A 26235-nucleotide genomic window follows, 5' to 3' on the forward strand; every position below is an offset into this window, starting at 1 on the left:
TCGTGGTGTGCCTGAGCGCTTGCTGGCCCACCACCCTAGGCGAGTTGATCGACGCACGATGCCCCCGAATATGTCCCGAACAGTCCCGAACAGGTCAACCGAACCGTCGGCGCAGTGCGGCGTGCACAGCTCCGACCGGTCCGAACAGGAGTTGCCGCAGGTCGGGCAGGTGACCGCCACGGACGGCCTCACCGGAGGGGTTCGGAGCGAAGACCGAGCCGTCGTGCGCGGCGACTGACTGTCCACTCAGTCCCGCCGCCCGCATCAGCGGGCCGACGAGGACGTCGTAGACCCCCGGCAGCACTGTGAAGCCGGCCCGCAGCACCACGTTGAGCCGGCCCACCGAGACCTCCCGGCGGGGTCGGTCCACGCAGTCCACGATGGCCCGCGCCACCCGCTGCGGGCCGGCGACCGGCGGCGGAGGCCGCCCGATCCGGCCCAGATAGTTGGCCGCCTGCTGGTACACCGGTGTGTCCACGCTGCCCGGGTTGACCAGACACAGCCGGATCTCCGGGCTGTCACGCAACTCCTGCTGGACCGTCCGGACCAGACCCTGCAACCCCCACTTGCTCGCCACGTACGCGCTCATGTACGGCGCGGTGATGTGCCCGAGCACCGAACCGGTGAGGATCACCGTGCCGGCCCCGGTGGCCCGAAAGTGCCGCAGCGCCACCCGCGCCGAGCCGGCCGCGCCGAGCAGATCCGTCCGTACCACCTGGTCGAAGACCCGTTCCGGCAGCTCGTCGAAGCGCCCGTAGGCCATCACCGCCGCCGTGTGCACCCACACGTCGATGCGGCCGAAGCGGTCGACAGCGGCGCCCGCGAGCGCGTCCAGCGCGTCCGGCTCGGTCACGTCCGTCGGCACGGTCAGCACGTCGACGTCGGCGCACTCCGCGCGTACCTCGGCCAGGGTCGTGGTGGCGCGAGCGGCGAGGACCAGGCGGTCGCCGCGCTCGGCGAACGCCCGGGCCGTCGCCCGGCCGATCCCGCTGCTCGCGCCAACGATCACGACCACCCGGCTCACGGTGCCACTTGAATTCGTGACTGCGGGGCTCGCAACCCCGGCTCACTCCTCGCACTCATGGTTCGAGGACGACCTTGATGCAGCCGTCCTCCTTCTTCTGGAACATCTCGTACGCCTGCGGCGCCCGGGCCAGCGGCACCCGGTGGGTACGCAGGTCCTCCACGCCCAGCGGGTCGTCGTCGCCGGAGAGCAGCGGCAGGATCTCGTCAGTCCACCGGCGCACGTGGCACTGGCCCATCCGCAACTGGATGCCCCTGTCGAACATCTCCATCAGCGGCATCGGGTCCGCCTCGCCGCCGTACACCCCGGAGAGCGACACCGTGCCGCCGCGACGAACCGCCTTGAGCGCGGCGTGCAGCACTGACAACCGGTCCACGCCCGCCCGGTCGGTCATCGTCTGGGCCAGCTTGTCCGGCAACAGCCCGGCGGCGGTCTGGGCCAACTTCCCCGCCGGCGAACCGTGCGCCTCCATCCCGACCGCGTCGATCACCGCGTCCGGGCCGCGCCCGTCGACCAGATCGATCAACGCGCCCGGCACGTCGGACAGCTGGCTCACGTCGAGCACCTCGATGCCGTGCCGGCGGGCCAACTCCAGCCGCTCGGGAACCAGGTCCAGCCCGATCACCCGGCCCGCGCCGAGGTGACGGCCGATCCGGGCACAGAACTGCCCGACCGGGCCCAGGCCGAAGACGGCCAGGGTGCCACCCGGTGGGGTGTCCGCGTACTTCACCGCCTGCCAGGCGGTGGGCAGAATGTCGGACAGGTAGAGGTAGCGCTCGTCCGCGCCGGTCTGCGGGATCTTGATCGGCCCGAAGTGGGCCTGCGGGACGCGCAGGTACTCGGCCTGCCCGCCCGGCACCGAACCGTAGAGCGACGTGTAGCCGAACAGGGACGCGCCCTTGCCCTCGCTGGTGACCTGGGTGGTCTCGCACTGCGCGTAGAGCTGGCGCTGGCACATCCAGCAACTGCCGCAGGCGATGTTGAACGGCACCACCACCCGGTCGCCCGGCTTGAGCCCGGTCACCTCCGAACCGACCTCCTCGACGATGCCCATCGGCTCGTGTCCGAGCACGTCACCCGGCTTCAGGTACGGCCCGAGCACCTCGTACAGGTGCAGGTCGGAACCGCAGATCGCAGTCGAGGTGATCTTCACGATCGCATCGGTCGGCTCCTCGATCCGAGGGTCCGGGACCTCCTCGACCCGTACGTCTCGCTTGCCCTGCCAGGTGAGCGCCTTCATGTCCCTCATCCCTTCTCACTGCCGTCTCGTAAGACTGCTACCCGGGCTCAGGCACTTGAACCGGCCGCCCGTCGCTGGCCTGTGAGTGGTTGCGGTGAGGGCTGGAGGGCGACCTCTTGTCGGTTGCGGTGGGGGTCTGGGGGGCGACCGTCCCCGGCTTCGGGCGGTCAGGCTTGATCCCTACGCCGGGGACGGTCGCCCCCCAGACCGTGGGTGGCCACTGCCCGTAGCCGGCTCGACCCCATCCCGCGGTGTGCCCCGTGTCTCGGTCTGGCTCGCGTCTCGGTCTGGCTCGCGTCTCGGTCTGGCTCGCGTCTCGGTCTGGCTCGCGTCTCGGTCTGGCTCGCGTCTCGGTCTGGCTCGCGTCTCGGTCTGGCTCGTGTCTCGGTGTGCCCTTGCCCGGTGTGCCCCGTGCCTCGGAGCGAGCCCAACGCGGTGCGCCCGCCGCATCTCCCAAGCGGCACATGATCCACTCGGGTTTCAGGAAATCGGCCTATCAACGCGCCTCGGATACCGCGACTTCAAGAAACGCGAGTCGATCAACCCCGTGCGCTCCGCGGCCCGGTCTGTGGCCCGGTTCGTGGCCTTGTCGTGGCCCGGTCTGTGGCCCGGTCTGTGGCCCTGTCCGTGGGCCGGTTTGTGGGCCGGGTTCGGGCCTGTGGCTTGGGTGCATGGATGGCTATTGCTTGTGCGCTTCGCCGGGGGAGTCAACGAGCCGCGCATCGAGGCGGCGATATGCGCGCCTTAACGGTCTTTGTCGCGCTGCGGTACGGCTCGTCCGGGCCGAGATCGAGCTGATCCACTCGCGTTCCTTGAAGTCGCGGTATCCGGCGCCCGGCAACAGGCCGATTTCCTGAAACCCGAGTGGATCACGCGAGGCGAGGTGAGGCGAGGTGAGGTGAGGCGAGGCGCGGTGAGATGCGGTGCAGTGAGGCGAGGCGCGGTGCGGCCGTGCGTGGCCATGCGCGCGGCAAGCGCGGCAAGCGCAGCGATGCGAGACGAGGCGAGATAAGGCGAGGGGGCCGGTGGTGCGGACGAGCCGTGACCAGGGTCAGGGCTGGGGCGACCGTCCCCGGCGGAGGGATCAAGCCTGACCGCCCGGAGCCGGGGACGGTCGCCCCAGCCCCCACCGCAACCAAAGCCAAAGCCAAAGAGCCAGAGCCGAACGCCAAACCGCCGTACCCCTGGGAAAGCGGGATACGGCGGTCGGTACGGCGGACGTCAGGAACCGGGGGTGTTGTTGGCTCCCTTGGCGGTGGCCGCGAGGTAGTCGCGGTTGAGCCGGCCGATGGTGTTCAGCGGGATGCCCTTCGGGCAGGCCGGGGTGCATTCGCCGGCGTTGGTGCAGCCGCCGAAGCCGGCCTCGTCATGCGCGTCGACCATGCCGATCACCCGGGTGTAGCGCTCGGGCTGGCCCTGCGGCAGCAGCGAGAGCTGGGTGAGCTTGGCGGCGGTGAAGAGCATGCCGGAGCCGTTGGGGCAGGCTGCCACGCAGGCGCCGCAGCCGATGCAGGCGGCGGACTCGAAGGCGGCGTCGGCGTTGGCCTTGGCCACCGGGGTGGAGTGGGCTTCCGGCGCGCTGCCGGTCGGCGCGGTGACGTAACCGCCGGCCGCGATGATCTTGTCGAAGGCGCTCCGGTTGACGACCAGGTCCTTGACCACCGGGAAGGCGCTGGCCCGCCACGGCTCGATGTCGATCGTCTCGCCGTCGGTGAACTGCCGCATGTGCAGCTGGCACGCGGTGGTGCCGCGCTGCGGCCCGTGCGCGTCGCCGTTGATCATCAGGCCGCACATGCCGCAGATGCCCTCGCGGCAGTCGTGGTCGAACGCCACCGGGTCCTCGCCCGCGAGGATCAGCCGTTCGTTGAGCACGTCGAGCATCTCCAGGAACGACATGTCCGGGGACACGTCGTCGACCGGGTAGGTCACCATCCGACCCTTGTCCTCAGGGCCCTTCTGGCGCCAGATGCGCAGGGTCAGGTTCACTTGTAGCTCCGCTGCGTGGGGTGGACGTATTCGAACTTCAGGTCTTCCTTGTGCAGCACCGAGGGCTCGCCGTCGGCGGTGAACTCCCAGGCCGCCACGTACGCGAACCGGTCGTCGTCGCGCTGCGCCTCACCGTCGGGGGTCTGGTGCTCGGCCCGGAAGTGGCCGCCGCAGGACTCCTCGCGGTGCAGGGCGTCGATGCACATCAGCTCGGCCAGTTCGAAGAAGTCGGCCACCCGGCCGGCCTTCTCCAGCGACTGGTTGAGTTCCTCGCCGGTGCCGGACACCTTGACCCGCTGCCAGAACTGCTCGCGCAGGGCACGGATCTCGTCGATCGCCTTGCGCAGCCCGGCCTCGCTGCGCTCCATGCCGCAGTGTTCCCACATGATCTGGCCCAGTTCCCGGTGGAACGAGTCCACGGTCCGGTCGCCGTCGACGGCGAGCAGCCGCTGGACGCGGTCCTCGACGTCGGTGCGCGCCTCGACGGCCGCCGGGTGGCTGGCGTCGACCTTCTCCAGCGGACCGGAGGCCAGGTAGTTGGCGATGGTGGTGGGCAGCACGAAGTAGCCGTCGGCGAGGCCCTGCATCAGCGCCGAGGCGCCGAGCCGGTTCGCGCCGTGGTCGGAGAAGTTCGCCTCGCCGATCACGAACAGGCCGGGGATGTTCGACTGGAGGTCGTAGTCGACCCACAGGCCGCCCATCGTGTAGTGCACGGCGGGGTAGATGCGCATCGGCACCTCGTACGGGTCCTCGCCGGTGATCCGCTCGTACATCTCGAAGAGGTTGCCGTACTTGGCTTCGATGGCCTTGCGGCCCAGCCGGCCGATCGCGTCGGCGAAGTCGAGGTAGACGCCGAGCTTCGTCGGCCCGACGCCCCGACCCTCGTCGCACACGTTCTTCGCGGCGCGGGAGGCGATGTCGCGGGGGACCAGGTTGCCGAAGGAGGGGTAGATCCGCTCCAGGTAGTAGTCCCGCTCGTCCTCCGGAATGTCCTTCGGGCTGCGGTCGTCGCCCTTGGTCTTCGGCACCCAGACCCGGCCGTCGTTGCGCAGCGACTCGCTCATCAGGGTCAGCTTCGACTGGTGGTCGCCGGAGACCGGGATGCAGGTCGGGTGGATCTGCGTGTAGCAGGGGTTGGCGAAGTACGCGCCCTTGCGGTGCGCCCGCCAGGTGGCGGTGACGTTGCAGCCCTTGGCGTTCGTGGAGAGGTAGAAGACGTTGCCGTAGCCGCCGGAGGCGAGCACCACGGCGTCGGCCATCTCGGTGCTGATCTCGCCGGTCACCATGTCCCGGACGACGATGCCCCGGGCCTTGTCGTCGACGAGGACCAGCTCCAGCATCTCGTGCCGGGTGTTCATCTCGACGTTGCCCAGGCCGATCTGCCGCTCCAGGGCCTGGTACGCGCCGAGTAGCAACTGCTGGCCCGTCTGGCCCCGCGCGTAGAAGGTGCGCTGCACCTGGGCGCCACCGAAGGAGCGAGTGTCCAGCAGGCCGCCGTACTCGCGGGCGAACGGCACTCCCTGGGCGACGCACTGGTCGATGATGTTGACCGACACCTCGGCGAGCCGGTGCACGTTCGATTCCCGGGAGCGGAAGTCGCCGCCCTTGACGGTGTCGTAGAAGAGCCGGTGCACGGAGTCGCCGTCGTTGCGGTAGTTCTTCGCCGCGTTGATGCCGCCCTGTGCCGCGATGGAGTGCGCCCGGCGCGGGCTGTCCTGGTAGCAGTAGGACTTGACGTGGTAGCCCTGCTCGGCCAGGGTCGCGGCGGCCGAGCCGCCGGCCAGCCCGGTGCCGACCACGATCACCGTCATCTTGCGGCGGTTGGCGGGGTTGACCAGCTTGGCCTCGAAGCGCCGGGTCTCCCAACGCTTCTCGACCGGGCCGGCGGGAGCCTTGGTGTCGGCGATCGGGTCGCCCTCGGTGAAGAGTTCCATGTCAGGACACCAATCCGGTGAGTACGGCGAACGGGACCACCAGGTACCCGGCGCAGAGCAGCACGGCGAAGATCAGAGCCGCGGTACGCGCCCTGCGCTCGCCGCGCGGCGTCTGCTGGCCGAGGCTGCGGAACGCGCTGAACGCGCCGTGGCGCAGGTGGAAGCCCACCGTGAGGATGGCCAGCGTGTAGAAGAGCGTGACGTACCAGCGCTCCGGGGCGAAGTCGGCGACGACGTTGCCGTACGGCTTGCTCTCGTTGCCGACCGGGTTCAGCGTGCCGGTGGTCAGGTCCAGCAGGTGGTAGATCACGAAGAGCAGGATGATCACTCCACCCCAGCGCATCGTGCGGGCCGCGTAGCTGCCGTTGACCTTCTTGCGGTGGGCGTACTTGACCGGGCGGGCGGCGCGGGCCCGCCGGGCCAGCACGGTGGCGGCCACGATGTGGGCGACGACCGCCACGACCAGCACGGTGCGCAGGATCCACAGGAACCAGACGCCGGGCAGCAGTGGCTTGCCGATGTCGCGCAGCCAGTGCGCGTAGTGGTCGAACGAGGTTTCCCCCGTGAACACCTTCAGGTTGCCGAGCATGTGGGCGATGAGGAACAGCGCCAGCAGGATGCCCGTCACCGCCATGACGGCTTTGAGGCCGACGTTCGAGCGGATGGGCGACCGAGTCTTCGTGATTACCACAGGACCGACGCTAGGAGCACTTCGACCAGTCGTCCAATGCATCAAACTCGCAGTGTTGATAGCCGTAGGCTATGTAGATGCAGCTCCATCAGCTTCGGTACTTCGTCGCGGTGGCCGAAGTACGACATTTCACCCAAGCCGCCGACCTGGTCGGCATCACTCAGCCTTCTCTCAGTAAGCAAATTCACGCTCTGGAGGCCGACCTCGGCGCACCACTGTTCGAGCGGGTAAGGGGCAACATCGCCCTCACCGCGGCGGGTGAGGTGCTGCTGCCGTTGGCCACCCGCATCCTCGCCGACGTGGAGACCGCGACCCGGGAGGTCCAGGAACTGGTCGGGCTGCGCCGGGGCCGGGTGCGGCTCGGCGCCACCCCCAGTCTGGCCACCTCGCTCGCCCCGCCGGTGCTGCGCCGGTTCCGCGACGCGCACCCCACAGTCGATCTCAAGGTCGAGGAGGGTGGCTCGCAGGACCTGGTGCGCGACCTGCTCCGCGGCGATCTCGACCTGGCCCTCATCATCATGCCGGCGCAAGGGGCCGACCCGGGGCTGCGGGTCGACCCGATCCTGCGGGAGAGCCTGGTGGTGGCCTCGGTGGGGGAGGTGCCCACCGCGTCGACGACCGGGGAGCTGCGCATCACCGACCTGCGGGACCAGCCGATGGTGATGTTCCGCGAGGGGTACGACCTGCGCGACGCGACAATCCAGGCGTGTCGGGAGGCGGGCTTCGAACCCACCTTCGCTGTGGACGGCGGCGAGATGGACGCTGTGCTCAGCTTCGTCGAGGCGGGGCTCGGCATCGCTCTCGTGCCCGGCATCGTGCTGGCTCGCCGGCCGGGCGTGCGGATCACACCACTCGCCCCGCCCGGGGTGCGGCGGACCATCGCGGTGGCCCGTCGGCGCGACGTCGTACCCACCCACGCCGGTCGGGAGCTTCGGCGCATCCTGCTCGACTACATCCAGTCGGCGATCGACCTCGGCGAACTGCCCCCGGGCGTCGAGCCCTTGACCTGACCCGCCGGGGCCCGCCGGCCGCGAAGAGGCCAGCCGGGGCCGCTGCCGCGAAGAGGCCGGCAGCGGCCCGGCCGTCGGCTCAGCGGCCCTCGGCGTCGTCCATCGCCCGGTAGATCCGCTGTTCGGAGACGGGGTACGGAGTGCCCAGCGCCTGGGCGAAGACGTTCACCCGCAACTCCTCGATCATCCAGCGGATCTGCCGGACGGCCGACTCCTGACGGCGGGCCGGCGACAGGTTGGCGAGCAGGTCGGCGTACTCCTTCTGCACCACGGCGATCCGGTCCTGCTGCTGGCGGTCCCGCTGCGGGTTGCCGCCCAGCCGCTCCAGCCGACGTTCGATGGCGGTGAGGTAGCGCAGCAGGTCGGGCAGGCGCGCGTACCCGGTCTCGGTGATGAAACCGGCGTGCACCAGCCCGGCGAGCTGGTTGCGGATGTCGGCCAGCGCCGCCACCACGGCGAGGTTGCGGGTCGCACCGAGCCGCTGCTCGACGGCGTACGCGGCGGCGAGGACCTTGCGGACCCGGTCCATCACCTCGACGACGGTGTCGACCAGGTCGGCGCGTACCTTCTCGCGCAGGGCAGCGAAGCCGTCGGCGTCCCACGCCGGCCCGCCGGCCACACCGATCAGCCGGTCGATGGCAGCGCCCGCCGCGTCTTCGATCAGCTCCTGCACGCCGCCGTGCGGGTTGCGACTCAACGCCAGCTTCGCCTCGTTGTCCAGCCGCCCCTGCAGGAACCGCGCCGGGGACGGCACGGTGAGCCGCAGCAGCCGGCGGGTGCCGGCCCAGTGCGCCGCCTCCGCCTCGGCGGGGGAGTCGAACACCCTCACCCCGACCGTGGCGCCCTCGTCGACCAGCGCCGGGTACGCGGTGACCGCGTAACCGGCGCGGACCTGCTCGATGGTCCGGGGCAGCGTGCCGATGCTCCACTCGCGCAACCCGGTGCGGGCCACCTCCGGTGCGGCGGCCGCCACCACCTGGCGTACCTCCTGGCGGAGTTGGCGTTGCAGGGCCGGCAGGTCCTTGCCCTCGGCGACCGGCTTCTCGTCGTCGCCGAGGACCCGGAAGGTCACCCGCAGGTGCGCCGGGAGCTTGCCCGGCTCCCAGGCGTCGCGGGGCACTGTCACCCCGGTCATCCGCCGCAGCTGCCGGGTGAGCGCGTCCAGCAGCGACTCCTCGCCGGGGGTGATCGCCGCCAGCGCGGCCCGGGCGTAGTCCGGCACCGGAACGAAGTTGCGGCGGATCGCCTTGGGCAGCGAGCGGATCAGCGCGATCACCGTCTCCTCGCGCAGCCCCGGCACCTGCCAGTCGAAGGTCTCCGCCGGCACCTGGTTGAGCAGCGGCAGCGGGATGTCCACCGTGACGCCGTCGTCCGGCGTGCCCGGCTCGAACCGGTAGGTCAGCGGCAGGCTCACCCCGTCGGCCTGCCACTCGTCCGGGTAGTCGTCCTCGTCCACCCCGGGCCGGCCGTCGTTGATCAGCAGGTCGCGGGTGAAGGTGAGCAGGTCGGGTTGTTCGCGGCGGGTCTTCTTCCACCAGCTGTCGAAGTGCCGGCCGGAGGACACGTCGGCCGGGATCCGCTGGTCGTAGAAGCCGAAGATGGTCTCGTCGTCGACCAGGATGTCCCGGCGCCGGGCCCTGCTCTCCAACTCCTCGATCTCGGCGAGCAGCCGCTTGTTGTCCGTCCAGAACTGGTGGTGGGTCTGCCAGTCGCCCTCGACGAGGGCGTGCCGGATGAACAGCTCCCGGCTCAGCGTCGGGTCGATCCGCCCGAAGTTGACCTTGCGGGAGCTGACCAGCGGGACGCCGTACAGGGTGACCTTCTCGTAGGCCATCACCGCGGCCTGCTTCTTCTCCCAGTGCGGTTCGCTGTAGCTGCGCTTGACCAGGTGCTGCGCCAGCGGCTCGACCCACTCCGGCTCGACCCGGCCGGCGATGCGCCCCCACAGCCGGGAGGTCTCCACCAGCTCGGCGGCCATCACCCAGCGCGGCGGCTTCTTGAACAACGCCGACCCGGGGAAGAGCGCGAACTTGGCGCCCCGCGCCCCCAGGTACTCGTGTTTCTGGGCGTCCTTGAGGCCGATGTGCGACAACAGGCCGGGCAGCAGCGACTGGTGCACCTTCGGGGTGTCGATCTCCTCCGGCAGGTCCGCGCCACCCCGGCGGCCCCGGCCGGCGTCCGCGTCGTCCGAGCTGTCGCGTGCCGGCCGCCCGCCACGCCGGTCGCCCTCAGACGGGGTACGCAGCACCTGGCGCAGCTGGCTGACGATGTCCTGCCACTCGCGGATGCGCAGGTAGTTCAGGTACTCCGCCTTGCACATCCGACGGAACGCGCTGGAGGAGAGCTCCCGCTGCTGCTCGCGCAGGTAGCGCCACAGGTTGAGGAAGGCGACGAAGTCCGACTCCTTGTCGGCGAACCGGGCGTGCGCCTGGTCCGCCTGGGCCTGCTTCTCGGCCGGCCGCTCCCGCGGGTCCTGGATGGACAGCGCGGCGGCGATCACCAGCACCTCGGTGGCGGCGCCGTTGCGTTCGCCCTCGACCACCATCCGGGCCAGGCGCGGGTCGACAGGCAACTGGGCCAACCGCCGGCCGAGCGCGGTGAGCCGCTTCGCCGGGTCGGCCTCGGTCGGGTCCAACGCGCCCAGCTCGTGCAGCAGGTTGACGCCATCGGCGATGTTGCGCTTGTCCGGTGGGTCGATGAACGGGAACGCGGCGAGGTCGCCGAGCCCGATCGCTGTCATCTGGAGGATGACCGACGCCAGGTTGGTCCGCAGGATCTCCGGATCGGTGAACTCGGGGCGGGAGAGGAAGTCCTGCTCGTCGTAGAGGCGGATGCAGATGCCGTCCGACGTACGGCCGCAGCGGCCCTTGCGCTGGTTGGCCGACGCCTGGGAGATCGGCTCGATCGGCAACCGCTGCACCTTGAGCCGGCTGGAGTAGCGGGAGATGCGGGCGGTGCCCGGGTCCACCACGTACTTGATGCCGGGCACTGTCAGCGAGGTCTCCGCGACGTTGGTGGCGAGCACCACCCGGCGCGAGGAGTGCGCGGCGAAGACCCGGTGCTGCTCGGCGGAGGAGAGTCGCGCGTACAACGGCAGGATCTCGGTGCCGAGCAGCGAGCGCTTCTTCTGCACCAGTTTGCCCAACGCGTCGGCGGTGTCCCGGATCTCCCGCTCGCCGCTGAGAAAGACCAGGATGTCGCCGGGGCCCTCGGCGGCCAGCTCCTCGACGGCGTCGCCGATCGCCTGGATCTGGTCGCGGACGTTCTCGTCGTCGCCGTCGCCGTCCTCCTCGCCCTCGGCCAGCTCGACGAGGGGCCGGTAGCGCACCTCCACCGGGTAGGTGCGACCCGACACCTCGACCACCGGCGCGGGTACGCCCTCCGGCTCGTCGGCGGTGGGTGGACCGGCGACGTGCCTGGCGAACCGGTCGGTCTCGATGGTCGCCGAGGTGATGATGACCTTGAGGTCGGGCCTGCGGGGCAGCAGTTCCCGCAGGTACCCGAGGATGAAGTCGATGTTGAGGCTGCGCTCGTGTGCCTCGTCGATGATCAGCGTGTCGTACTGGCGCAGCATCCGGTCGGTCTGCAACTCGGCCAGCAGGATGCCGTCGGTCATCAGCTTCACCAGGCTGCGCTCGCTGACCTGGTCGGTGAAGCGCACCTTGTAGCCGACCACGTCGCCCAACTCGGTGCCCAGCTCGTCGGCGATCCGGTCGGCCACCGTCCGGGCGGCCAACCGGCGGGGCTGCGTGTGCCCGATCAGGCCGTGCACCCCGCGCCCCAACTCCAGACAGATCTTGGGAATCTGGGTGGTCTTGCCGGAGCCGGTCTCGCCGGCCACGATCACCACCTGGTGGTCGCGGATGGCGGCGGCGATGTCGTCCTTGCGCTCACTGACCGGCAAGCCCACCGGGTACGTGATCACGGGCACCGCCGCCTGTCGGGCGGCGAGCCGCTGCTCGGCCCGGACCAGGTCAGCCGTTATCTCGGTCAGCGCCGCCTCCCGACGCTGCGGGTCGCGCAGTTTGCGGGCACCGTCCAGTCGCCGCTGGAGCCGGCGCTGGTCGCGGAACATCAGAGGTGTGAGGCGGCGGTGCAGCTCGCGAACGGGGTCGGACGCGACGGAGGCGGTTGGATTCTGCATGTCGTGCCCAAGGATAGGCAGCCCGGCGGCGCACCGCTCCTGGGTTACCGAGCGGCCGGCTCTCCGACGGCCACCTCCGGTCCGTTGACGGCCACGAGCGGGCCCTAGAGTTGGCGGCCGACGTCGAGCGCTGGGGGAGCCGGATGGAGATGCGCGACACCGACCGTGCGTTGGTGCAGGCCGCCACCGCGGTCTCCAAGCTGCGTTGCCGCAGCCAGCACCACACTGTCGCGTCGGCGGCCCGTACCGCTGACGGGCGGGTCTTCACCGGCGTGAACGTCCAGCACGCCACCGGAGGGGCCTGCGCCGAGCTTGTCGTGATCGGCACGGCCGCCACGCAGGGCGTCACCGCGCTGGAGACGATCGTCACTGTCGCCGACCGTGGCCGCGAGGTCGTCGCGCCCTGTGACCGGTGCCAGCAGGTGCTGCGGGACTACTTCCCCGAGCTGCGGGTGATCGTCGGCCCGATGGACGCCCTGCGGGTGGTCCCGCTCGGTGAGTTGCCGGCGGAGACCGGCAGCGAATCGGCCGGCTGACCGGGCCCGGGGTCAGTCCCCGGAGGCCGCCTCCAGCATCGACTGCGGCACCGGCACGCTCTCGAACCGCAGGGTGCCCTCCGGAAGCAGCCACGACGTGACCCGCGCGACCAGGCGACCGGCCCGCACGGCGGGGTCGTTGGCGAACAGCGCGCGGGCCTCGTCCGGGGCGATGGACAACACCACGAAGCCCCGCAGCTGCTCGTCGTCGGGGTGCAGAAACGGCCCGGCCGCGAGCACCAGCCCCTGCTGCACGAGGCCCGCCTGGTGGGCCAGGTGCGCGTCCCGCAACCGGTCGATCGCGTCCTGCGGCAACTCCGGCGGATCCGACGGCCGGGTCAGCAGGACGACCGTGTGCTGGTCGAATCGCATGAGCCAACAGTAGGCGCGCGGCTCTCTTCGCGCGGGCGTCTGCCCTGCTCAGCCTCCTGCGGATCGATGAGCGCCAGTTAGGTGACCCTCAACTGAGCGGCTAAGGTTAGGCGAACCTAAGCGTGAACGTGCAGGAGACTCGTGACCACCCTCGCCACCCGGCCGACCCCGGCCCGCAACCGGTCCGGCACCCGCACCGGCCGCCGGGTGGCCGTCACCGTCGCGGCCGCGCTGGTGCTGCTGCTCACCGTGCTGGCCAGCTTCGCGCTCGGCAGCCGACAACTCGGCGTCGACCAGGTCTGGCACGCGCTCGTCGCGCCGGACGGCGGCGACGCCAGCACCATCGTCCGTGAGCTGCGGATGCCCCGGACCGCCCTCGGCCTCGCTGTCGGGCTCGCGCTCGCCGTGGCCGGGGTGCTGTTCCAGGCGCTCACCCGCAACCCCCTCGCCGAGCCGCGCATCCTCGGCATCAGCGCGGGCGCGTCGTTCGGGGTGGTGCTCGCGATCTCCGTCTTCGGCGTCGGCACGCTCGCCGGGTACGTCTGGTTCGGCATCGCCGGGGCCCTGATCGCCGGACTGCTGGTCTTCGCCATCGCCACCCGCGCCCGCGAGGGCGCCAGCCCGGTCACCCTCGCGTTGGTCGGCGCGGCGCTCGACGCCAGCCTGGCCTCCGGGGTGTACGCCCTGCTCAGCATCGACGCCCGCACCTTCGAGGAGTACCGCTTCTGGGTGGTCGGCGGGCTGGCCGGACGGGACCTGTCGGTCGCCGCGCAGGTGCTGCCGTTCGTCCTCGTCGGGTTGGTGCTGGCCGCCCTGGTCGCCCGGGGCCTGGACGCGCTGGCCCTCGGCGACGACGTGGCCCGTGGTCTCGGCCACCGGATCGGCCTGGTCCGCCTCGGTGGTGGCCTCGCCGCCGTGCTGCTGACCGGCGCCGCGGTGGCCGCCGCCGGACCTGTCGCGTTCGTCGGGCTGGCCGTGCCGCACCTGGCCCGCGCCCTGGTCGGCGCGGACCACCGCTGGACCCTCGCCGTCTCCGCCCTGCTCGGACCGGCGCTGCTGCTCGCCGCCGACATCGTCGGTCGGCTCGTCGCCCCGCCCGGCGAGATCCCGGCCGGGATCGTCACCGCGCTGATCGGCGCGCCACTGCTGGCCGTGCTGGTCCGCCGCGCCCGGGTGGTGACCGCGTGACGACCACGCAGCGCGCGGGCACGCCTCGTGCCGATGCGGCTCGGCTGCCCGGACGGTCGCTGCTGCGGATCGGCCCGGTCAGCCTGCTGATCCGCCGCCGCTCGGTGCTGGTGGCCGCCGCGCTGACAGTGCTGCTCCTGCTGGCCGTCGTGCTCAGCCTCTCGCTGGGCACCCCGTACGTCGCCCCGGCCGACGTGCTGCGCGCCCTCTCCGGAGCGGGCACCCCGTACGACCTCGTGGTCTTTGATCTTCGGCTGCCGCGGGTGGTGCTGGCGGCCGTGGCCGGCGCCGCCTTCGGCGTGGCCGGCACGCTGATCCAGAGCGTGGCCCGCAACCCCCTCGCCAGCCCGGACGTCATCGGCATCACCCAGGGCGCCGGCCTCGCCGCGACAGTGGCCCTGACCAGCGGAATGGCCGCGGTGCTGGTGGCGCCCACCGCGCTGGTGGGCGGGCTGCTCGCGGCGGTGCTGCTGTTCGCTCTCGGTGCTCGGCACGGGCTGGCCGCGCAGCGGTTCGTGCTCGCCGGGGTGGCGGTCGCGTTCGGCTTCCGGGCGCTCACCGAGGTGGTCATGCTGACCGCCGATCCGATCGACGGTCTGCGCGCGCAGATCTGGCTGATCGGCACGCTGGCCGGCAAGGGCTGGACCGAGGCCGCCTGGATCGCCGGCACGCTGCTGGTGCTGCTGCCGGTGCTGGCCTGGGCCGGCTGGGCGCTGAATAGCAGCGCCCTGGACGACGACACCGCCCGGGGCGTCGGGCTGCGCCCGGTGGCCCGCCGGATCGGCCTCGCCGGCACCGGCGTACTCGTCGCCGCGATGGTCACCGCCCAGGTCGGCGCCGTCGACTTCGTGGCGCTGGTCGCCCCGCAGGTGGCCCGTCGCCTGGTACGCGCCGAACGACCACCGCTGGTCTGCGCGGCGCTGCTCGGCGCACTCCTGCTGGTGCTGGCCGACCTGGCCGGCCGGCGCCTGTTCGCACCCACCCAACTACCCGCCGGTGTGCTGACCGCCGCGATCGGCGGCCCGTACCTGATCTTCCTGCTGCTGCGTGGCCGGCGGCGGTCGTCGTGACGCCTCAAGGAGTCGTGTGATGCTCTCCACCCGCGACCTGGTCGCCGGCTACGACGAGCGGACCGTGCTCGACGGGCTCGACCTCGACCTGCCCACCGACGCGTTCACAGTGATCGTCGGGCCCAACGCGTGCGGCAAGTCCACACTGCTGCGCACGATGGCCCGGCTGCTCACCCCCCGCCGCGGCACGGTGCTGCTGGACGGCACCGCCATCCGCGACCTGCCGACCCGGGAGGTAGCCCGCCGCCTCGGCGTCCTGCCGCAGAGCCCGCTGGTGCCCGAGGGCGTCACCGTGGCGGACCTGGTCGGGCGCGGCCGACAGCCCTACCAGCGGTGGTGGCGGCAGTGGTCGTCGGAGGACGGCGCGGCGGTGGACCAGGCGATGGCCCTCGCCGACGTCACCGACCTGGCCGACCGACCGGTGGACAGCCTCTCCGGCGGTCAGCGGCAACGGGTGTGGATCGCCATGACCCTCGCCCAGGACACCGACGCCCTGCTGCTGGACGAGCCGACCACCTTCCTCGACCTGGCCCACCAGGTGGAGGTGCTGGACCTTCTGCACCGGCTGCGCTCCGAGCGGGGCCGCACCGTGGTCGCCGTCCTGCACGACCTGAACCAGGCCGCCCGCTACGCCGACCACCTGGTCGCCATGCGCGCCGGCGCGGTGGTCGCCGCCGGCCCGCCCCGGGAGATCCTCACCGCCGACCTGGTCCGCGACGTCTTCGGGCTGGCCTGCGTGGTCGTGCCCTGCCCGGTGACCGGCGCGCCGCTGGTGGTGCCCGCGTACACCGGCGGCAACGCTCCAGTTCCCGTTGTCGCGTCGGGTGGCCCGGTCGCTTCCTCGGGTGGCCCGGCCGTTGCGCCCGCCGGCGCGAAAGACCCCGATTCGTCGACGGCGTCCGTACCGGACGCCCGACCCGCCACCGGCGACGCGGCCAACCCGCTCGCCGGCTCGCACCCCTCGAAAGGACTCTGATGCGTCGTCTCGTCGCAGCTCTCGCCGCGGCCGTCGCCCTCGGCGCCGGCCTCACCGCCTGCGGTGAGAGCGACCCGGTCGCCGGCTCCACCACCGGGGACACCCGGGAGATCACCCACGCCATGGGCACCACCAAGGTCCCAGCCGAGCCCAAGCGCGTCGTCGTGCTCGACACCGACAAGATCGACACGGCGCTCTCCCTGGGCATCACGCCCGTCGGCGCGGCCACCGCCGGTGAGGCGAAGAGCTGGCCCACGTACTTCGGCGCGGACAAGCTCGCCGGCATCAAGGAGGTCGGGGTGCTCACCGAGCCCGACCTGGAGGCGATCAACGCGCTGAAGCCGGACCTCATCCTCGGCAGCAAGTTCCGCCAGGAGAAGTTCTACGACGAGCTGGCCGCCATCGCGCCGACCGTGTTCACCGAGAAGGTGGGCATCACCTGGAAGGACAACCTCCTCCTCGACGGCAAGGCGCTCGGCCGCGAGCAGCAGGCCAAGGATCTGCTCGCCACGTACGAGAAGCGGGCCAAGGACTTCGGCGCGACGCTCGGCGACGCCGCCGCGCGCAAGGTCTCCATCGTGCGGTTCCTGCCCGGCAACATCCGGGTATACGGCCCCGACTCGTTCTCCGGCATCGTCATCGGCGACACCGGCCTGGGCCGCCCCGAGCGGCAGCTGCTCGCCAACAAGGAGGACAAGCGCTTCGACCTGGTCAGCCCCGAGCGGGTCAACGAGGTCGACGGTGACGTCATCTTCGTGACCGCGTACGGCGACAAGGCCGCCGCCGAGCAGACCAAGGTCGCCGGTGGGACGCTGTGGAAGGGCCTCGGCGCGGTCAAGGCCGGCAAGGCGTACCCCGTCTCCGACGAGGTCTGGATGACCGGCATCGGCGTCGGCGCCGCCAACAAGATCCTCGACGACCTGGCCAAGTACCTCCCCGCCGCCTGACACCCCACCAGCACCGCCCGCGCGAAGTCATCCGCCCCCGCGCACCCGCGCGAAGTCATCCGCCCCCGCGCACCCGCGCTGGGCACGCACCACCGCGCCGGCTCATGATCGTGCTCGATCCAGGAAGTAGTGGCCTCCTCGTCCAGGGAGGCCACTACTTCCATGTTCGAGCGCGATCATCGTCACCGGGGGGAGCGCGAGCGTGCCCCCAGGGCGGCTCGGACCTCGGCGAGGAACCCGTCGAAGTCGTCCCGGAGGCGCTTGGCGGTCAGATGCAGCACGATCCAGTCGCCGCCAAGGAGCCGGTTGAGGCGTTGGCGGTCCCGATGGAACTGCTCAGGGTCGTCGTGCCAGAGCCCGTCGTACTCCACCGCGACCTTGAACTGCGGCCAGGCCAGGTCCAGGCGGGCCACGAATCGGCCCTGCTCGGCCACGACCCACTGCGTCTCCGGCCTCGGCAGGCCGGCGAGCACCAGCCCGACCCGGGTGCGGGACTCCTGCGGGGACTCCGCGCCCGCGTCGGCCAGGTCGACCGCGCGTAGCAGCGACCGCCAGCCGCGTCGACCGGCCCGGCTCAGCGCGTACTCGCGCAGGGCTGGAGCGGTTGTGAGCCGGCGAGCCAGCATGGCGTCGATGACGACCACCGCCTCGATCACATCGAGCCACCGGGCCAGGTCCCAGCAGGTACGCGCCGGGCTGGTCACAGTGATCCCGGCCCGGTCCACGGTGTCGCCGGGGTCGATCTCCCCGTGGTGGACCCGGATGCCGGCGGTCGGGCCGATCCGAGTGGCGGCGGGAACGAGGACGTCGACGGGCTCGCTCGCGCTGGGCTCAGCGCAGCCGTAGAGGCCGGCGGCAGCGCGTCCCGCGATGGACGCACCGGGTGGGACAAGCCACCGTCCGACGGCGGTGCATCTGATGGCGTGGGTGACTGCGAGCTGGGCATCGGCGTAGACGTCGCGGAAGAGCGGTCGCCACGCCGAGCTGCGTAGCTCATTGCGGGTCAGTAGGCCCCGAGAGACGGCGGTCGAGCCACGGAAGACCCGACCCCGCAACTGCGGCGGCCGACGAGGAACTTTCGGCATGTGCCTCAGGCTGACCGAACCTCGTCGCGTCACGCTGCCCCTGTGGATAACCACAGCTCCCCACACCGGCGCCGATGCGCGTCGTTATCCCCATGATCGCGCTCGAACATGGATGTAGTGGCCTCCCGAGAAGCGGAGGCCACTACATCCTGGATCGAGCGCGATCTTGCCGGGCGGGTGGGCGCGGGGTGCGCGGGGTCCTCGGGGTGCGTGGGGTGCGTGGGTGGGGGCGTGGAGGGTGGGGGTGGGTTAGGCGGCGGTGGACCAGATGGCGCGGAAGGCGGCGGCTTCGCCGGAGAGCCATCGTTCGATCTGGTCGGGCTTGGCGTCGGTGGGCATGCGGTGGGCCAGGCCGCGGCGGACGTCGACCAGGACCGGCTCGGCGTGCGGAAGCACCGCGTCCATGTGTCGGGCCATCAGGTGCAGGGTGGCGAGCACCGATTCCTCGCTCGGTGGGGCCTCGTCGAAGTGCAGGCGGACCGCTTCGGCGCGGCCGTCGGCGTGGCGTACTCCGAAGTGGGGGTTGATCTTGACGGGCAGATCGCCCAGCATCGCCAGGGCGTCGCGGGTCTGGGCGAGATCGACGGCGGCCGGCTCGCCGAGGGAGTGCAGCCAGGTAGTGGCGCCGGGGACGAGCGTCTGATAGAGCGGGCGCCATCGTGGCTTGACGATGTCAGCCACCCCGGCCAGGTGGGTGCCGCCGGTGTGGAAGGCGATGTCGGCCTTGAGCGCCTTGACGAACTGGCCGTGCGGGTTGAAGCCGGACCGGCTGGCGCGCTGCTTGCGCAGCCCGCCGACGAAGGTCGCCTTGGTGGGGCCGGTGCGGTCGACGTAGCGGGTGAAACCGAGCAGTGTCGCGTAGGGGGTGAGGGGCGTCGAGGCGGGCGCGGTCACGGGCGTCCTCCCAGGTCAGGATCTTTATTAGTACATACATTCTAATCGACGGGTCTGACATTGCCCAGCGAAGTTGAGAGGGTGTGCCGCCTCCTGGCAACCGGACGAACCGCCCGGCTGGGTGAGCGTCGTGGGGCGCCGCCGGTCGCTCGTCGCTGACGGATCTGGTTCACCGTCTGGCATCCGTCGGCCTGCCGGTCGGGGAGGCTGGCTGATCAGAGGAACAGCCGCCCGGAGGGCGGAACGCTGTCTTGCTCGCGTTCGCGATGCTGCGTTATTTGTCGTACTTGTGGCGTTATTGTGCGTTGTGGTCATCGATGAGGCGTCCAGGGTTGTCATCCCTGGCAGGGGTACGGCGGTGCGGACCGTCCAGGCCGCCGACCCCGCAGCCGACCGGGACCGCTACCTGGACCTGCTGCGGACGATCGCCCTCGTCCGCGTCGTGATCTTCCACGTCACCGGTTGGATCTGGCTGAGCCTGCTGGTGCCGGCGATGGGTCTGATGTTCGGCATCGCCGGTTCGTTGATGGCGGCGTCACTGGACCGGCACGGCGCATCGGCCGTGCGCCGACGGCTGCGCCGGCTGCTGCTGCCGTACTGGGCGTTCGGCGCGATCGCACTGGCGGTGCTCTCCGTCGGGTGGCGTCCACTGCCGAGTGGCGTGGCCGGCTGGGCTGAACTGCTCTGGTGGGTGCTACCCCTGCGGGTGCCGCCGGTGGGTGGGCAGTCCTGGGCCTGGGCGTTCCACATCGGGCTCTGGTACGTCGTCACCTATCTGTGGTTGGTGCTGCTCTCGCCGGTGCTGCTGTGGCTGTTCCGCCGCTGGCCGTGGCCCAGCATCGGTGTTGCCACCGCGCTGCCGGTCGGGATGCATCTGACCGGTGCGCACGCCGGCTACTTCGTCGCCGCCTACCTGTCCTGCTGGCTGATGGGCTTCGCCCACCATGATCGGCTGCTGCACCGTGTCCCGTGGCGCTGGTATGGGTGCCTCGTGGCCGGCCTCGCCGGGGTGGGCGGCGCCTGGGTGGTGGCCGCCATGGTGACCGGCCGGGCCGTCGACCTCAACCACATCGCGGGCGGCACCACACTGTGGTCGATGGCGCTCGTGGCAGTGCTGCTGAGAGTGCAGCCCCGGCTTGTCGGCCGGGTGCCGCTGGGCGCCGTGCTCCGGCTGGTCAACGCCCGAGCGGTCACCATCTACCTCTGGCACATCCCGGCCAGCCTCGGGATGTTCCTCCTGCTCGCGCCGGTGCTCCCGTACAACTCGGTGGCCTCGATCGCGCTGCGACTGACCGGGGTGTGCCTACTGACCGCCGGGGCGGTGCTGCTGTTCGGCTGGATCGAGGACGTGGCCGCCCGGCGTACGCCGGCACTGTTGGGTCCTCGGCCGAGCGCCGCCGGTCGGCACCGCGCCGATCGACAGGTCAGAGCTGGCCGACGTCGGTGATCCGCACGACCGCCGCGCCGACCTCGTCCGAGGCCGCCAGGTCGATCTCGGCGCTGATGCCCCAGTCGTGGTCGCCGTTGGGGTCGTCGAAGCTCTGGCGGACGGTCCACCGTTCCCGCCCCTGCTCGATCATGAGCAGCGCCGGCCCTCGCGCGTCCGGCCCGACGCCGATCGAGTCGTACTCCTCGAAGTACGGCGCCAGGGCATCGGCCCACGCGTCGTAGTCCCAGCCGTCCTCGGCGTCCAACTCGGCGAGCAGGTCCCAGCGGCGAAGCGCTGCCAACTCGACGCGTCGGAACAGCGCGTTGCGCACCAACACCCGGAACGCCCGCGCGTTGCGGGTCACCGCCGGTGGCCGGTCGGTCAGTGCGGCGTGCGCCTGGGCGACCTCGGCCACGTCGGACGGGTTGCGCAGTCGTTCCCACTCGTCGATGAGGCTGGAGTCGACCTGGCGGACCAGCTCGCCCAACCACTCGATGAGGTCGATCAGCTCCTCGGTCTTGGCGTCCTCGGGCACTGTCTGACGCAGCGTCTTGTACGCGTCGGCCAGGTAACGCAGGACGAGACCTTCCGAGCGGGTCAGCCCGTAGAACTGCACGTACTCGGTGAAGGTCATGGCCCGCTCGTACATGTCGCGGACGACGGCCTTGGGGGAGAGCTGGTGGTCGGCGACCCAGGGGTGCCCCTGCCGGTACATCTCGTACGCGGCCTCCAGCAGCTCGGCCAGGGGCTTCGGGTGGGTCACCTCGTCGAGCAGTTCGAGACGCGCCTCGTACTCGATGCCCTCGGCCTTCATGGCGGCGACCGCCTCGCCGCGCGCCTTGAACTGCTGCGCGGAGAGGATCTGCCGGGGGTCGTCGAGGATCGACTCGATCACGCTCAGCACGTCGAGCGCGTACGACGGGGACTCGGCGTCGAGCAGTTCGATGGTGGCCAGCGCGAGGGGGGAGAGCGGCTGGTTGAGGGCGAAGTCGAGCTGGAGGTCGACGGTGAGCCGGATCCGCCGGCCGGTCTCGTCCGGCTCGGGCAGCTCCTCGACGACCCCGCCGGCACGCAGAGCCCGGTAGATGGCGATCGCGCGGCGGATGTGCCGGCGCTGCGCGGTGGGCTCCTCGTGGTTGTCGGTGAGCAGGTGCCGCATCGCGGTGAACGCGTCCCCGGGCCGACCGATGACGTTGAGCAGCATCGAGTGGCTGACCTGGAAGCTGGACGTCAGTGGCTCCGGCTCGGCGTCGACGAGTCGGTCGAAGGTGGGTTGGCCCCAGCCGATCGAGCCCTCCGGCGGCTTCTTGCGGACCACCTTGCGTCGCTTCTTCGGGTCGTCACCGGCCTTGGCGAGGGCCTTCTCGTTGTCGATGACGTGCTCGGGGGCCTGCACGACGACCCGGCCGATGGTGTCGTAGCCGGCCCGGCCGGCCCGCCCGGCGATCTGGTGGAACTCGCGGTTCTTCAGCAGCCGGGTACGGACCCCGTCGTACTTCGACAGGCCGGTGAACAGCACGGTGCGGATCGGCACGTTGATGCCGACGCCGAGGGTGTCGGTGCCGCAGATGACCTTGAGCAGGCCGGCCTGGGCGAGGGTCTCCACCAGGCGGCGGTACTTGGGCAGCATGCCGGCGTGGTGCACGCCGATGCCGTGCCGGACCAGTCGGGACAGCGTCTTGCCGAAGCCGGCGGTGAACCGGAAACCACCGATCGCCTCGGCGATCATGTCTTTCTCGGCGCGGGTGCAGACGTTGACGCTGGTCAGCGCCTGGGCGCGTTCCAGCGCGGCGGCCTGGGTGAAGTGCACCACGTACACCGGGGCCTGCTTGGTCTCCAGCAGCTCCTCAAGCGTCTCGTGCAGCGGCGTCATCGCGTACGAGAAGATGAGCGGGACCGGCCGCTCCGCAGTGCGCACGACGGCGGTGGGCCGCCCGGTGCGCCGGGTCAGGTCGTCGACGAAGCGGGTGGTGTCCCCCAGGGTGGCGGACATCAGGATGAACTGGGCCTGCGGCAGCTCGATGATCGGCACCTGCCACGCCCAGCCCCGGTCGGGCTCGGCGTAGAAGTGGAACTCATCCATGATCACCTGGCCGACGTCGGCCTTCGTGCCCTCGCGCAGCGCCAGGTTCGCCAGGATCTCCGCGGTGCAGCAGATGATCGGGGCGTCGGCGTTGACGCTGGCGTCGCCGGTGAGCATGCCGACGTTCTCGGCGCCGAAGACCTCGCAGAGCGCGAAGAACTTCTCCGACACCAACGCCTTGATCGGCGCGGTGTAGAAGGTCGTCCGGCTGTCGGCGAGGGCCGCGAAGTGCGCGGCGATCGCCACCAGGCTCTTCCCCGAGCCGGTGGGCGTGTTCATGATCAGGTTGGCGCCGGAGACGATCTCGATGACCGCCTCTTCCTGGTGGGGGTAGAGGTCGAGGCCGCGCTCCTTCGCCCAGCCGGCGAACGCGTCGAAGAGGGTGTCGGGGTCGGCGCTTGTCGGCAGCGCGGCGGTGAGCGTCATAGCCTGTCCATGGTGCCTGGATCATGCCCCGGTACGCCAACCCGGCCCGCACCGGACCCCCGTCCGGGCATCCCGAACGCCCCGCCGCGTTCCGGTTCGGGCGTTTCGTCGGTCACCGTCGGCGGTACAACAGGTCCGCGACCGGCCGACCGGCCGTGATCGCCCGACGCTCGAACTTCGTCACCGGCCGGTGCGCCGGTCTCGGCGCGAAGCCGCCGTACGTGTCCACCAGCTCCGGGTCGGCCTCCAGCGTCTCCCGCATCGCCTCGGCGTACTCGGCCCAGTCGGTAGCGCAGTGCAGCACGCCGCCGGGGCGCAGCCGGGACCGCAGCAGCGCCACGTGCGTCGGCTGGATGATCCGCCGCTTGTGGTGGCGGGACTTCGGCCACGGGTCCGGGAAGAAGACGTGCACGGCGTCCAACACGCCCTCGGGCAAGCCTTTGACCAGGGACAACGCGTCGCCCTCCGCCACCCGTACGTTGCGCAGGCCCTCGCGCTCCACCAGGTGGAGCAGGTTCGCGATTCCCGGCGTGTGCACCTCGACCGCCAGATAATCTCGATCCGGGTCGGCGGCAGCCATCGCAGCGGTGCTGTCGCCCATGCCCGAGCCGATCTCCAGCACCACTGGCGCCCGGCGACCGAACAGGTCGGCCAGGTCGACGGGCACGACAGGTCCGTCCGGCACGTCCAGGCCGTACGTGGGCCAGAGCCGGCTCAGCGCGTCGGTCTGCCGGTCGCTCATCCGACCCCGGCGGGGGTGGAACGTGCGGATCGTCCGGCTCGCGGGCGGGACGGCGGGGTCATGGTCGGTGGCGGTCACAGCGACCCGAGCGTACGCGACGCCGCCGGCGGATCGGATGTGATGTGCGACCGGAAATGAGAGGATCCAACTGGTACGGCAGGTCGGGTGCTCCACCGCCCGACCCGGCCGCACGGCGTCGAGAGGGGGCATCGTGGCAATGACCCGCGGCGTCGTGACCCTGTCGCTGGTGACCGTGCTGGCCGGCCCCCTGCTGGCCACCACACCCGCCCTCGCGGCGCCCGAGCGGGCTGTCGCCGTCGCGCCGGCACCGCAGCCCGGAGGGCCGCCCGGCGGAGCGCCCCAACCGACGCCGGCGGTGGACATCTTCGTCGAGGTGAGCCCCAGCACGGTGCAGCCCGGCTACCTGGTCGGCATCCGGGCCAGTTGTCGGGACAACTCGGTGGGCGCCACGGTGGTCTCCGACGCCTTCGGGGCGGTCGGCGTGCAGCCGCAGCGCGGGGTGCTCACCGCCGCGCCGATGGTCCGCGAGCGCACCCGCCCCGGCAACTACCGGGTCAAGCTGGAGTGCCGCGACGGCGAGACCGCCTCGACGATGCTCCAGGTGGTCAAGAAGATCCCCAACCAGCCGAGTCGGGGTCCGGCGACCGGGTTCGGTGGGAGCAGCGGCGGGATCACCGGCAAGCTGCTGCTGCCCGGCGGCGCGGCACTGATCATCAGCGGGCTGATCCTCGCTGTGATGGCGATGCGCCGCCCCCGAGCCGCCGCGCGTCGCTGAGCCCGCCATGACGATCTTCCGCCCCACGCCGCCGCCGGCCGGTTCACGCCCGCCGTCGCCCGGTCGTCCCGCCTCGCCGCCGGACGCTGCCCGCCAGCCGTTCGCCGGCCGTCCCGCCTTGCCGCCCGATGACGTTCGGCTGCCGGTGGACGACGGTTGGCCGGGCTCCGACCGTCCGTCAGGTCCCGAACGCTCGTCGCGTTCCCAGCGCCCGCCGGATCCCGACCGCCCCTCGGTGGCAGCGCGTCCGGCGACCGCCGTCGCCCCCCGGCGTAGTCGTCCCTCCGGCCGCAGCCCCTGGTCCGTACCGTTGGCAGTGGTGTTGGTGTTGGCCGGGGTCTTCGCCACCGGGGCGGGGCTGGGCCGTTCGGTGGGCCCGTTCGACCTGGCCCCGACCGGCGGTGACCGACCGGCCCGCAGTGAGTCGGTCGGGTTGTCGGCCAGTCGCCCGGTGCGCCTCTCCGTGCCAGCGATCAAGGTGACCGCGCCGGTGGCACCCGTCGGGCAGGCGCGCGACGGCTCGATCGCCGTACCGCCGCTGGAACGGCACAACGAGACCGGCTGGTACGACCGTGGGCCCACCCCCGGTGAGCCTGGCCCGGCGGTGATCGTCGGGCACGTGGACACGAAGACCGGCCCGTCGGTCTTCTACGACCTGGGCAAGCTGCACCCCGGCGACCTGATCGAGGTGGCGCGGGCGGACGAGTCGGTGGTGGTGTTCCGGGTCGACACCGTGGAGCACTTCCCGAAGGACCAGTTGCCCGCCGAGCGGATCTACGGCAACGACGGGCCACCCGGGCTGCGGTTGATCACCTGCGGTGGGCAGTTCATCGGGGGCCGCACCGGCTACGCCGACAACGTCATCGCCTTCGCCACCCTCCAGTCCTCCCGCAAGCCCTGAGATCGACCCCGTCTCTGCGTCAGCGGGTGCCTGGAGTGCCGCGGTCGCAACGACTGTCCGCAGCTTGACTGGGCTATCGAGCTGACCGCGGAAATCGTCTCAGTCATTTTTCAGAAGCGGTGACTGTCAAGCCGCCAGGGCAGGCCCGCCCTGGCGGGCACCCCACTGCGTCGCCGGGTCCGGTCAAGGTCGTGCTCGAACAAGGATGTAGTGGCCTCGCGGTGGAGAGGAGGGGACTAGATCCAGGATCGAGCGCGATCAAGGCGCCGGATGCCGCTCGATACCCGCTTCGACGCGCCCGAACCGCCCCGACCCCGTCGCGGCATGGCCAAGATCCGCGTACTTCCGGTGAAACTGCTGCCTGACGATGTGTCGAGGCGGGGAAATTCGTCCGGTTTTGAGAGGCCGGCCGCGAGGCCTGCTAGGGCTGGGGGACGTGCAGGGCCACCTCGAACTCCAGCAGGCTGGCGCCGGTGGAGACCGGAGGGCGGGGTTTGTCGCCGGGGGCGGCGGCGTGGGCGGCGCGCGACGGGCCGGCGGCCCACGCCTGGAACGCCTCTTCGCTCTCCCACTTGGTGTAGACGAAGTAGCGGGTCTCGCCGGCCACCGGGCGGAGCAGTTCGAAGCCGAGGAAGCCGGGGGAGTTCTCCACAGTGCCGGCCCGGGCGGCGAACCGCTTCTCCAACTCCGCGCCGCCGCCGGGCGGAACGTCGATTGCGTTGATCTTCACGACTGCCATCTGCCCACCCTAGCCAGCGGAC

21 protein-coding genes are annotated in these 26235 nt (G+C 71.2%); 9 read left to right on the top strand and 12 right to left on the bottom strand.

The features are described 5' to 3' along the window. Window positions 1-94: 94 nt before the first annotated feature. From OHB44_RS11865 to OHB44_RS11885, 5 genes are all read right to left on the bottom strand, one after another. Window positions 95-1015 carry an SDR family NAD(P)-dependent oxidoreductase gene (locus OHB44_RS11865; RefSeq protein WP_330440803.1) on the bottom strand — a complete coding sequence of 307 codons (921 nt, stop codon included), beginning with the start codon at window positions 1013-1015 and terminating at the stop codon, window positions 95-97. A 64-nt stretch (window positions 1016-1079) separates the two neighbouring features. Then, a complete protein-coding gene (locus OHB44_RS11870; protein WP_266303090.1) occupies window positions 1080-2264 on the bottom strand; it encodes a zinc-dependent alcohol dehydrogenase in 1185 nt (394 codons plus the stop codon). A gap of 1221 nt (window positions 2265-3485) precedes the next feature. After that, window positions 3486-4250: a succinate dehydrogenase/fumarate reductase iron-sulfur subunit gene (locus tag OHB44_RS11875; RefSeq protein WP_238677177.1), complete on the bottom strand. Its 765-nt coding sequence runs from the start codon at window positions 4248-4250 to the stop codon at window positions 3486-3488. After that, window positions 4247-6184 (bottom strand): fumarate reductase/succinate dehydrogenase flavoprotein subunit, encoded by a 1938-nt coding sequence (locus tag OHB44_RS11880; protein WP_238686240.1) that lies wholly within the window; start codon window positions 6182-6184, stop codon window positions 4247-4249. Before OHB44_RS11880 ends, OHB44_RS11875 begins: the two co-directional genes overlap by 4 nt. A 1-nt stretch (window position 6185) precedes the next feature. Further along, entirely contained in the window at window positions 6186-6917 is a 732-nt protein-coding gene (locus OHB44_RS11885; RefSeq protein WP_266303089.1) for a succinate dehydrogenase cytochrome b subunit, read from the bottom strand. A gap of 35 nt (window positions 6918-6952) precedes the next feature. On the opposite strand from OHB44_RS11885, the gene OHB44_RS11890 reads away from it, so the two are divergent. Beyond that, window positions 6953-7885, top strand: coding sequence for a LysR family transcriptional regulator (locus OHB44_RS11890; RefSeq protein ID WP_238686239.1), 933 nt, complete (start codon window positions 6953-6955; stop codon window positions 7883-7885). 79 nt (window positions 7886-7964) lie between these two features. Here OHB44_RS11890 and hrpA read toward each other — a convergent pair whose 3' ends face one another. Further along, complete coding sequence (gene hrpA, locus OHB44_RS11895; RefSeq protein WP_330440804.1) at window positions 7965-12029, bottom strand: ATP-dependent RNA helicase HrpA; 4065 nt, start codon at window positions 12027-12029, stop codon at window positions 7965-7967. 143 nt (window positions 12030-12172) lie between these two features. Here hrpA and OHB44_RS11900 point away from each other — a divergent pair, with 143 nt between their 5' ends. Beyond that, entirely contained in the window at window positions 12173-12565 is a 393-nt protein-coding gene (locus OHB44_RS11900) for a cytidine deaminase family protein (protein WP_266303087.1), read from the top strand. Between the two features lie 12 nt (window positions 12566-12577). Here OHB44_RS11900 and OHB44_RS11905 read toward each other — a convergent pair whose 3' ends face one another. Then, entirely contained in the window at window positions 12578-12937 is a 360-nt protein-coding gene (locus OHB44_RS11905; RefSeq protein WP_091402189.1) for a YciI family protein, read from the bottom strand. A gap of 141 nt (window positions 12938-13078) precedes the next feature. Here OHB44_RS11905 and OHB44_RS11910 point away from each other — a divergent pair, with 141 nt between their 5' ends. Genes OHB44_RS11910 through OHB44_RS11925 form a run of 4 tightly spaced genes read left to right on the top strand, consistent with a single transcriptional unit; the run spans window position 13079 to window position 17118 of the window. Further along, window positions 13079-14125, top strand: a complete 1047-nt coding sequence (locus OHB44_RS11910) for a FecCD family ABC transporter permease (protein ID WP_210781359.1) — start codon at window positions 13079-13081, stop codon at window positions 14123-14125. Further along, window positions 14122-15195, top strand: a complete 1074-nt coding sequence (locus OHB44_RS11915; RefSeq protein ID WP_238686236.1) for a FecCD family ABC transporter permease — start codon at window positions 14122-14124, stop codon at window positions 15193-15195. The genes OHB44_RS11910 and OHB44_RS11915 overlap by 4 nt, the downstream gene beginning before the upstream one ends. A 19-nt stretch (window positions 15196-15214) precedes the next feature. Then, window positions 15215-16171 (top strand): ABC transporter ATP-binding protein, encoded by a 957-nt coding sequence (locus tag OHB44_RS11920; RefSeq protein ID WP_330440805.1) that lies wholly within the window; start codon window positions 15215-15217, stop codon window positions 16169-16171. After that, a complete protein-coding gene (locus OHB44_RS11925; RefSeq protein ID WP_238686235.1) occupies window positions 16171-17118 on the top strand; it encodes an ABC transporter substrate-binding protein in 948 nt (315 codons plus the stop codon). The genes OHB44_RS11920 and OHB44_RS11925 overlap by 1 nt, the downstream gene beginning before the upstream one ends. A gap of 182 nt (window positions 17119-17300) precedes the next feature. Here OHB44_RS11925 and OHB44_RS11930 read toward each other — a convergent pair whose 3' ends face one another. Further along, window positions 17301-18203 carry an endonuclease domain-containing protein gene (locus tag OHB44_RS11930; RefSeq protein ID WP_330440806.1) on the bottom strand — a complete coding sequence of 301 codons (903 nt, stop codon included), beginning with the start codon at window positions 18201-18203 and terminating at the stop codon, window positions 17301-17303. A 249-nt stretch (window positions 18204-18452) separates the two neighbouring features. Next, window positions 18453-19097, bottom strand: coding sequence for a hypothetical protein (locus OHB44_RS11935; RefSeq protein WP_330440807.1), 645 nt, complete (start codon window positions 19095-19097; stop codon window positions 18453-18455). Window positions 19098-19455: 358 nt separating this feature from the next. Between OHB44_RS11935 and OHB44_RS11940 the strand changes: the two genes are divergently transcribed. Beyond that, complete coding sequence (locus tag OHB44_RS11940; protein ID WP_330440808.1) at window positions 19456-20544, top strand: acyltransferase family protein; 1089 nt, start codon at window positions 19456-19458, stop codon at window positions 20542-20544. On the opposite strand, the gene OHB44_RS11945 is transcribed toward OHB44_RS11940, so the two are convergent. Then, window positions 20522-23035 (bottom strand): DEAD/DEAH box helicase, encoded by a 2514-nt coding sequence (locus OHB44_RS11945; protein ID WP_330440809.1) that lies wholly within the window; start codon window positions 23033-23035, stop codon window positions 20522-20524. The genes OHB44_RS11940 and OHB44_RS11945 overlap by 23 nt on opposite strands. 112 nt (window positions 23036-23147) lie before the next feature. Next, window positions 23148-23855, bottom strand: coding sequence for a tRNA (guanosine(46)-N7)-methyltransferase TrmB (gene trmB, locus OHB44_RS11950; protein ID WP_442932669.1), 708 nt, complete (start codon window positions 23853-23855; stop codon window positions 23148-23150). 139 nt (window positions 23856-23994) lie between these two features. On the opposite strand from trmB, the gene OHB44_RS11955 reads away from it, so the two are divergent. Together OHB44_RS11955 and OHB44_RS11960 are read left to right on the top strand one after the other, a co-directional pair. After that, window positions 23995-24573: a hypothetical protein gene (locus OHB44_RS11955; protein WP_330441220.1), complete on the top strand. Its 579-nt coding sequence runs from the start codon at window positions 23995-23997 to the stop codon at window positions 24571-24573. A 235-nt stretch (window positions 24574-24808) separates the two neighbouring features. Next, a complete protein-coding gene (locus OHB44_RS11960; RefSeq protein ID WP_238682885.1) occupies window positions 24809-25474 on the top strand; it encodes a class F sortase in 666 nt (221 codons plus the stop codon). Window positions 25475-25895: 421 nt separating this feature from the next. Here the strand turns inward: OHB44_RS11960 and OHB44_RS11965 are convergent, their stop codons facing one another. Beyond that, the gene (locus OHB44_RS11965) at window positions 25896-26213 is read right to left on the bottom strand and encodes an antibiotic biosynthesis monooxygenase family protein (protein ID WP_210781367.1); all 318 of its coding nucleotides are present in this window, start codon (window positions 26211-26213) and stop codon (window positions 25896-25898) included. Between the last annotated feature and the right edge of the window lie 22 nt (window positions 26214-26235).

The sequence above is a fragment of the Micromonospora sp. NBC_00821 genome (genome assembly GCF_036347035.1).
GTDB classification, from domain to species: domain Bacteria; phylum Actinomycetota; class Actinomycetes; order Mycobacteriales; family Micromonosporaceae; genus Micromonospora; species Micromonospora hortensis.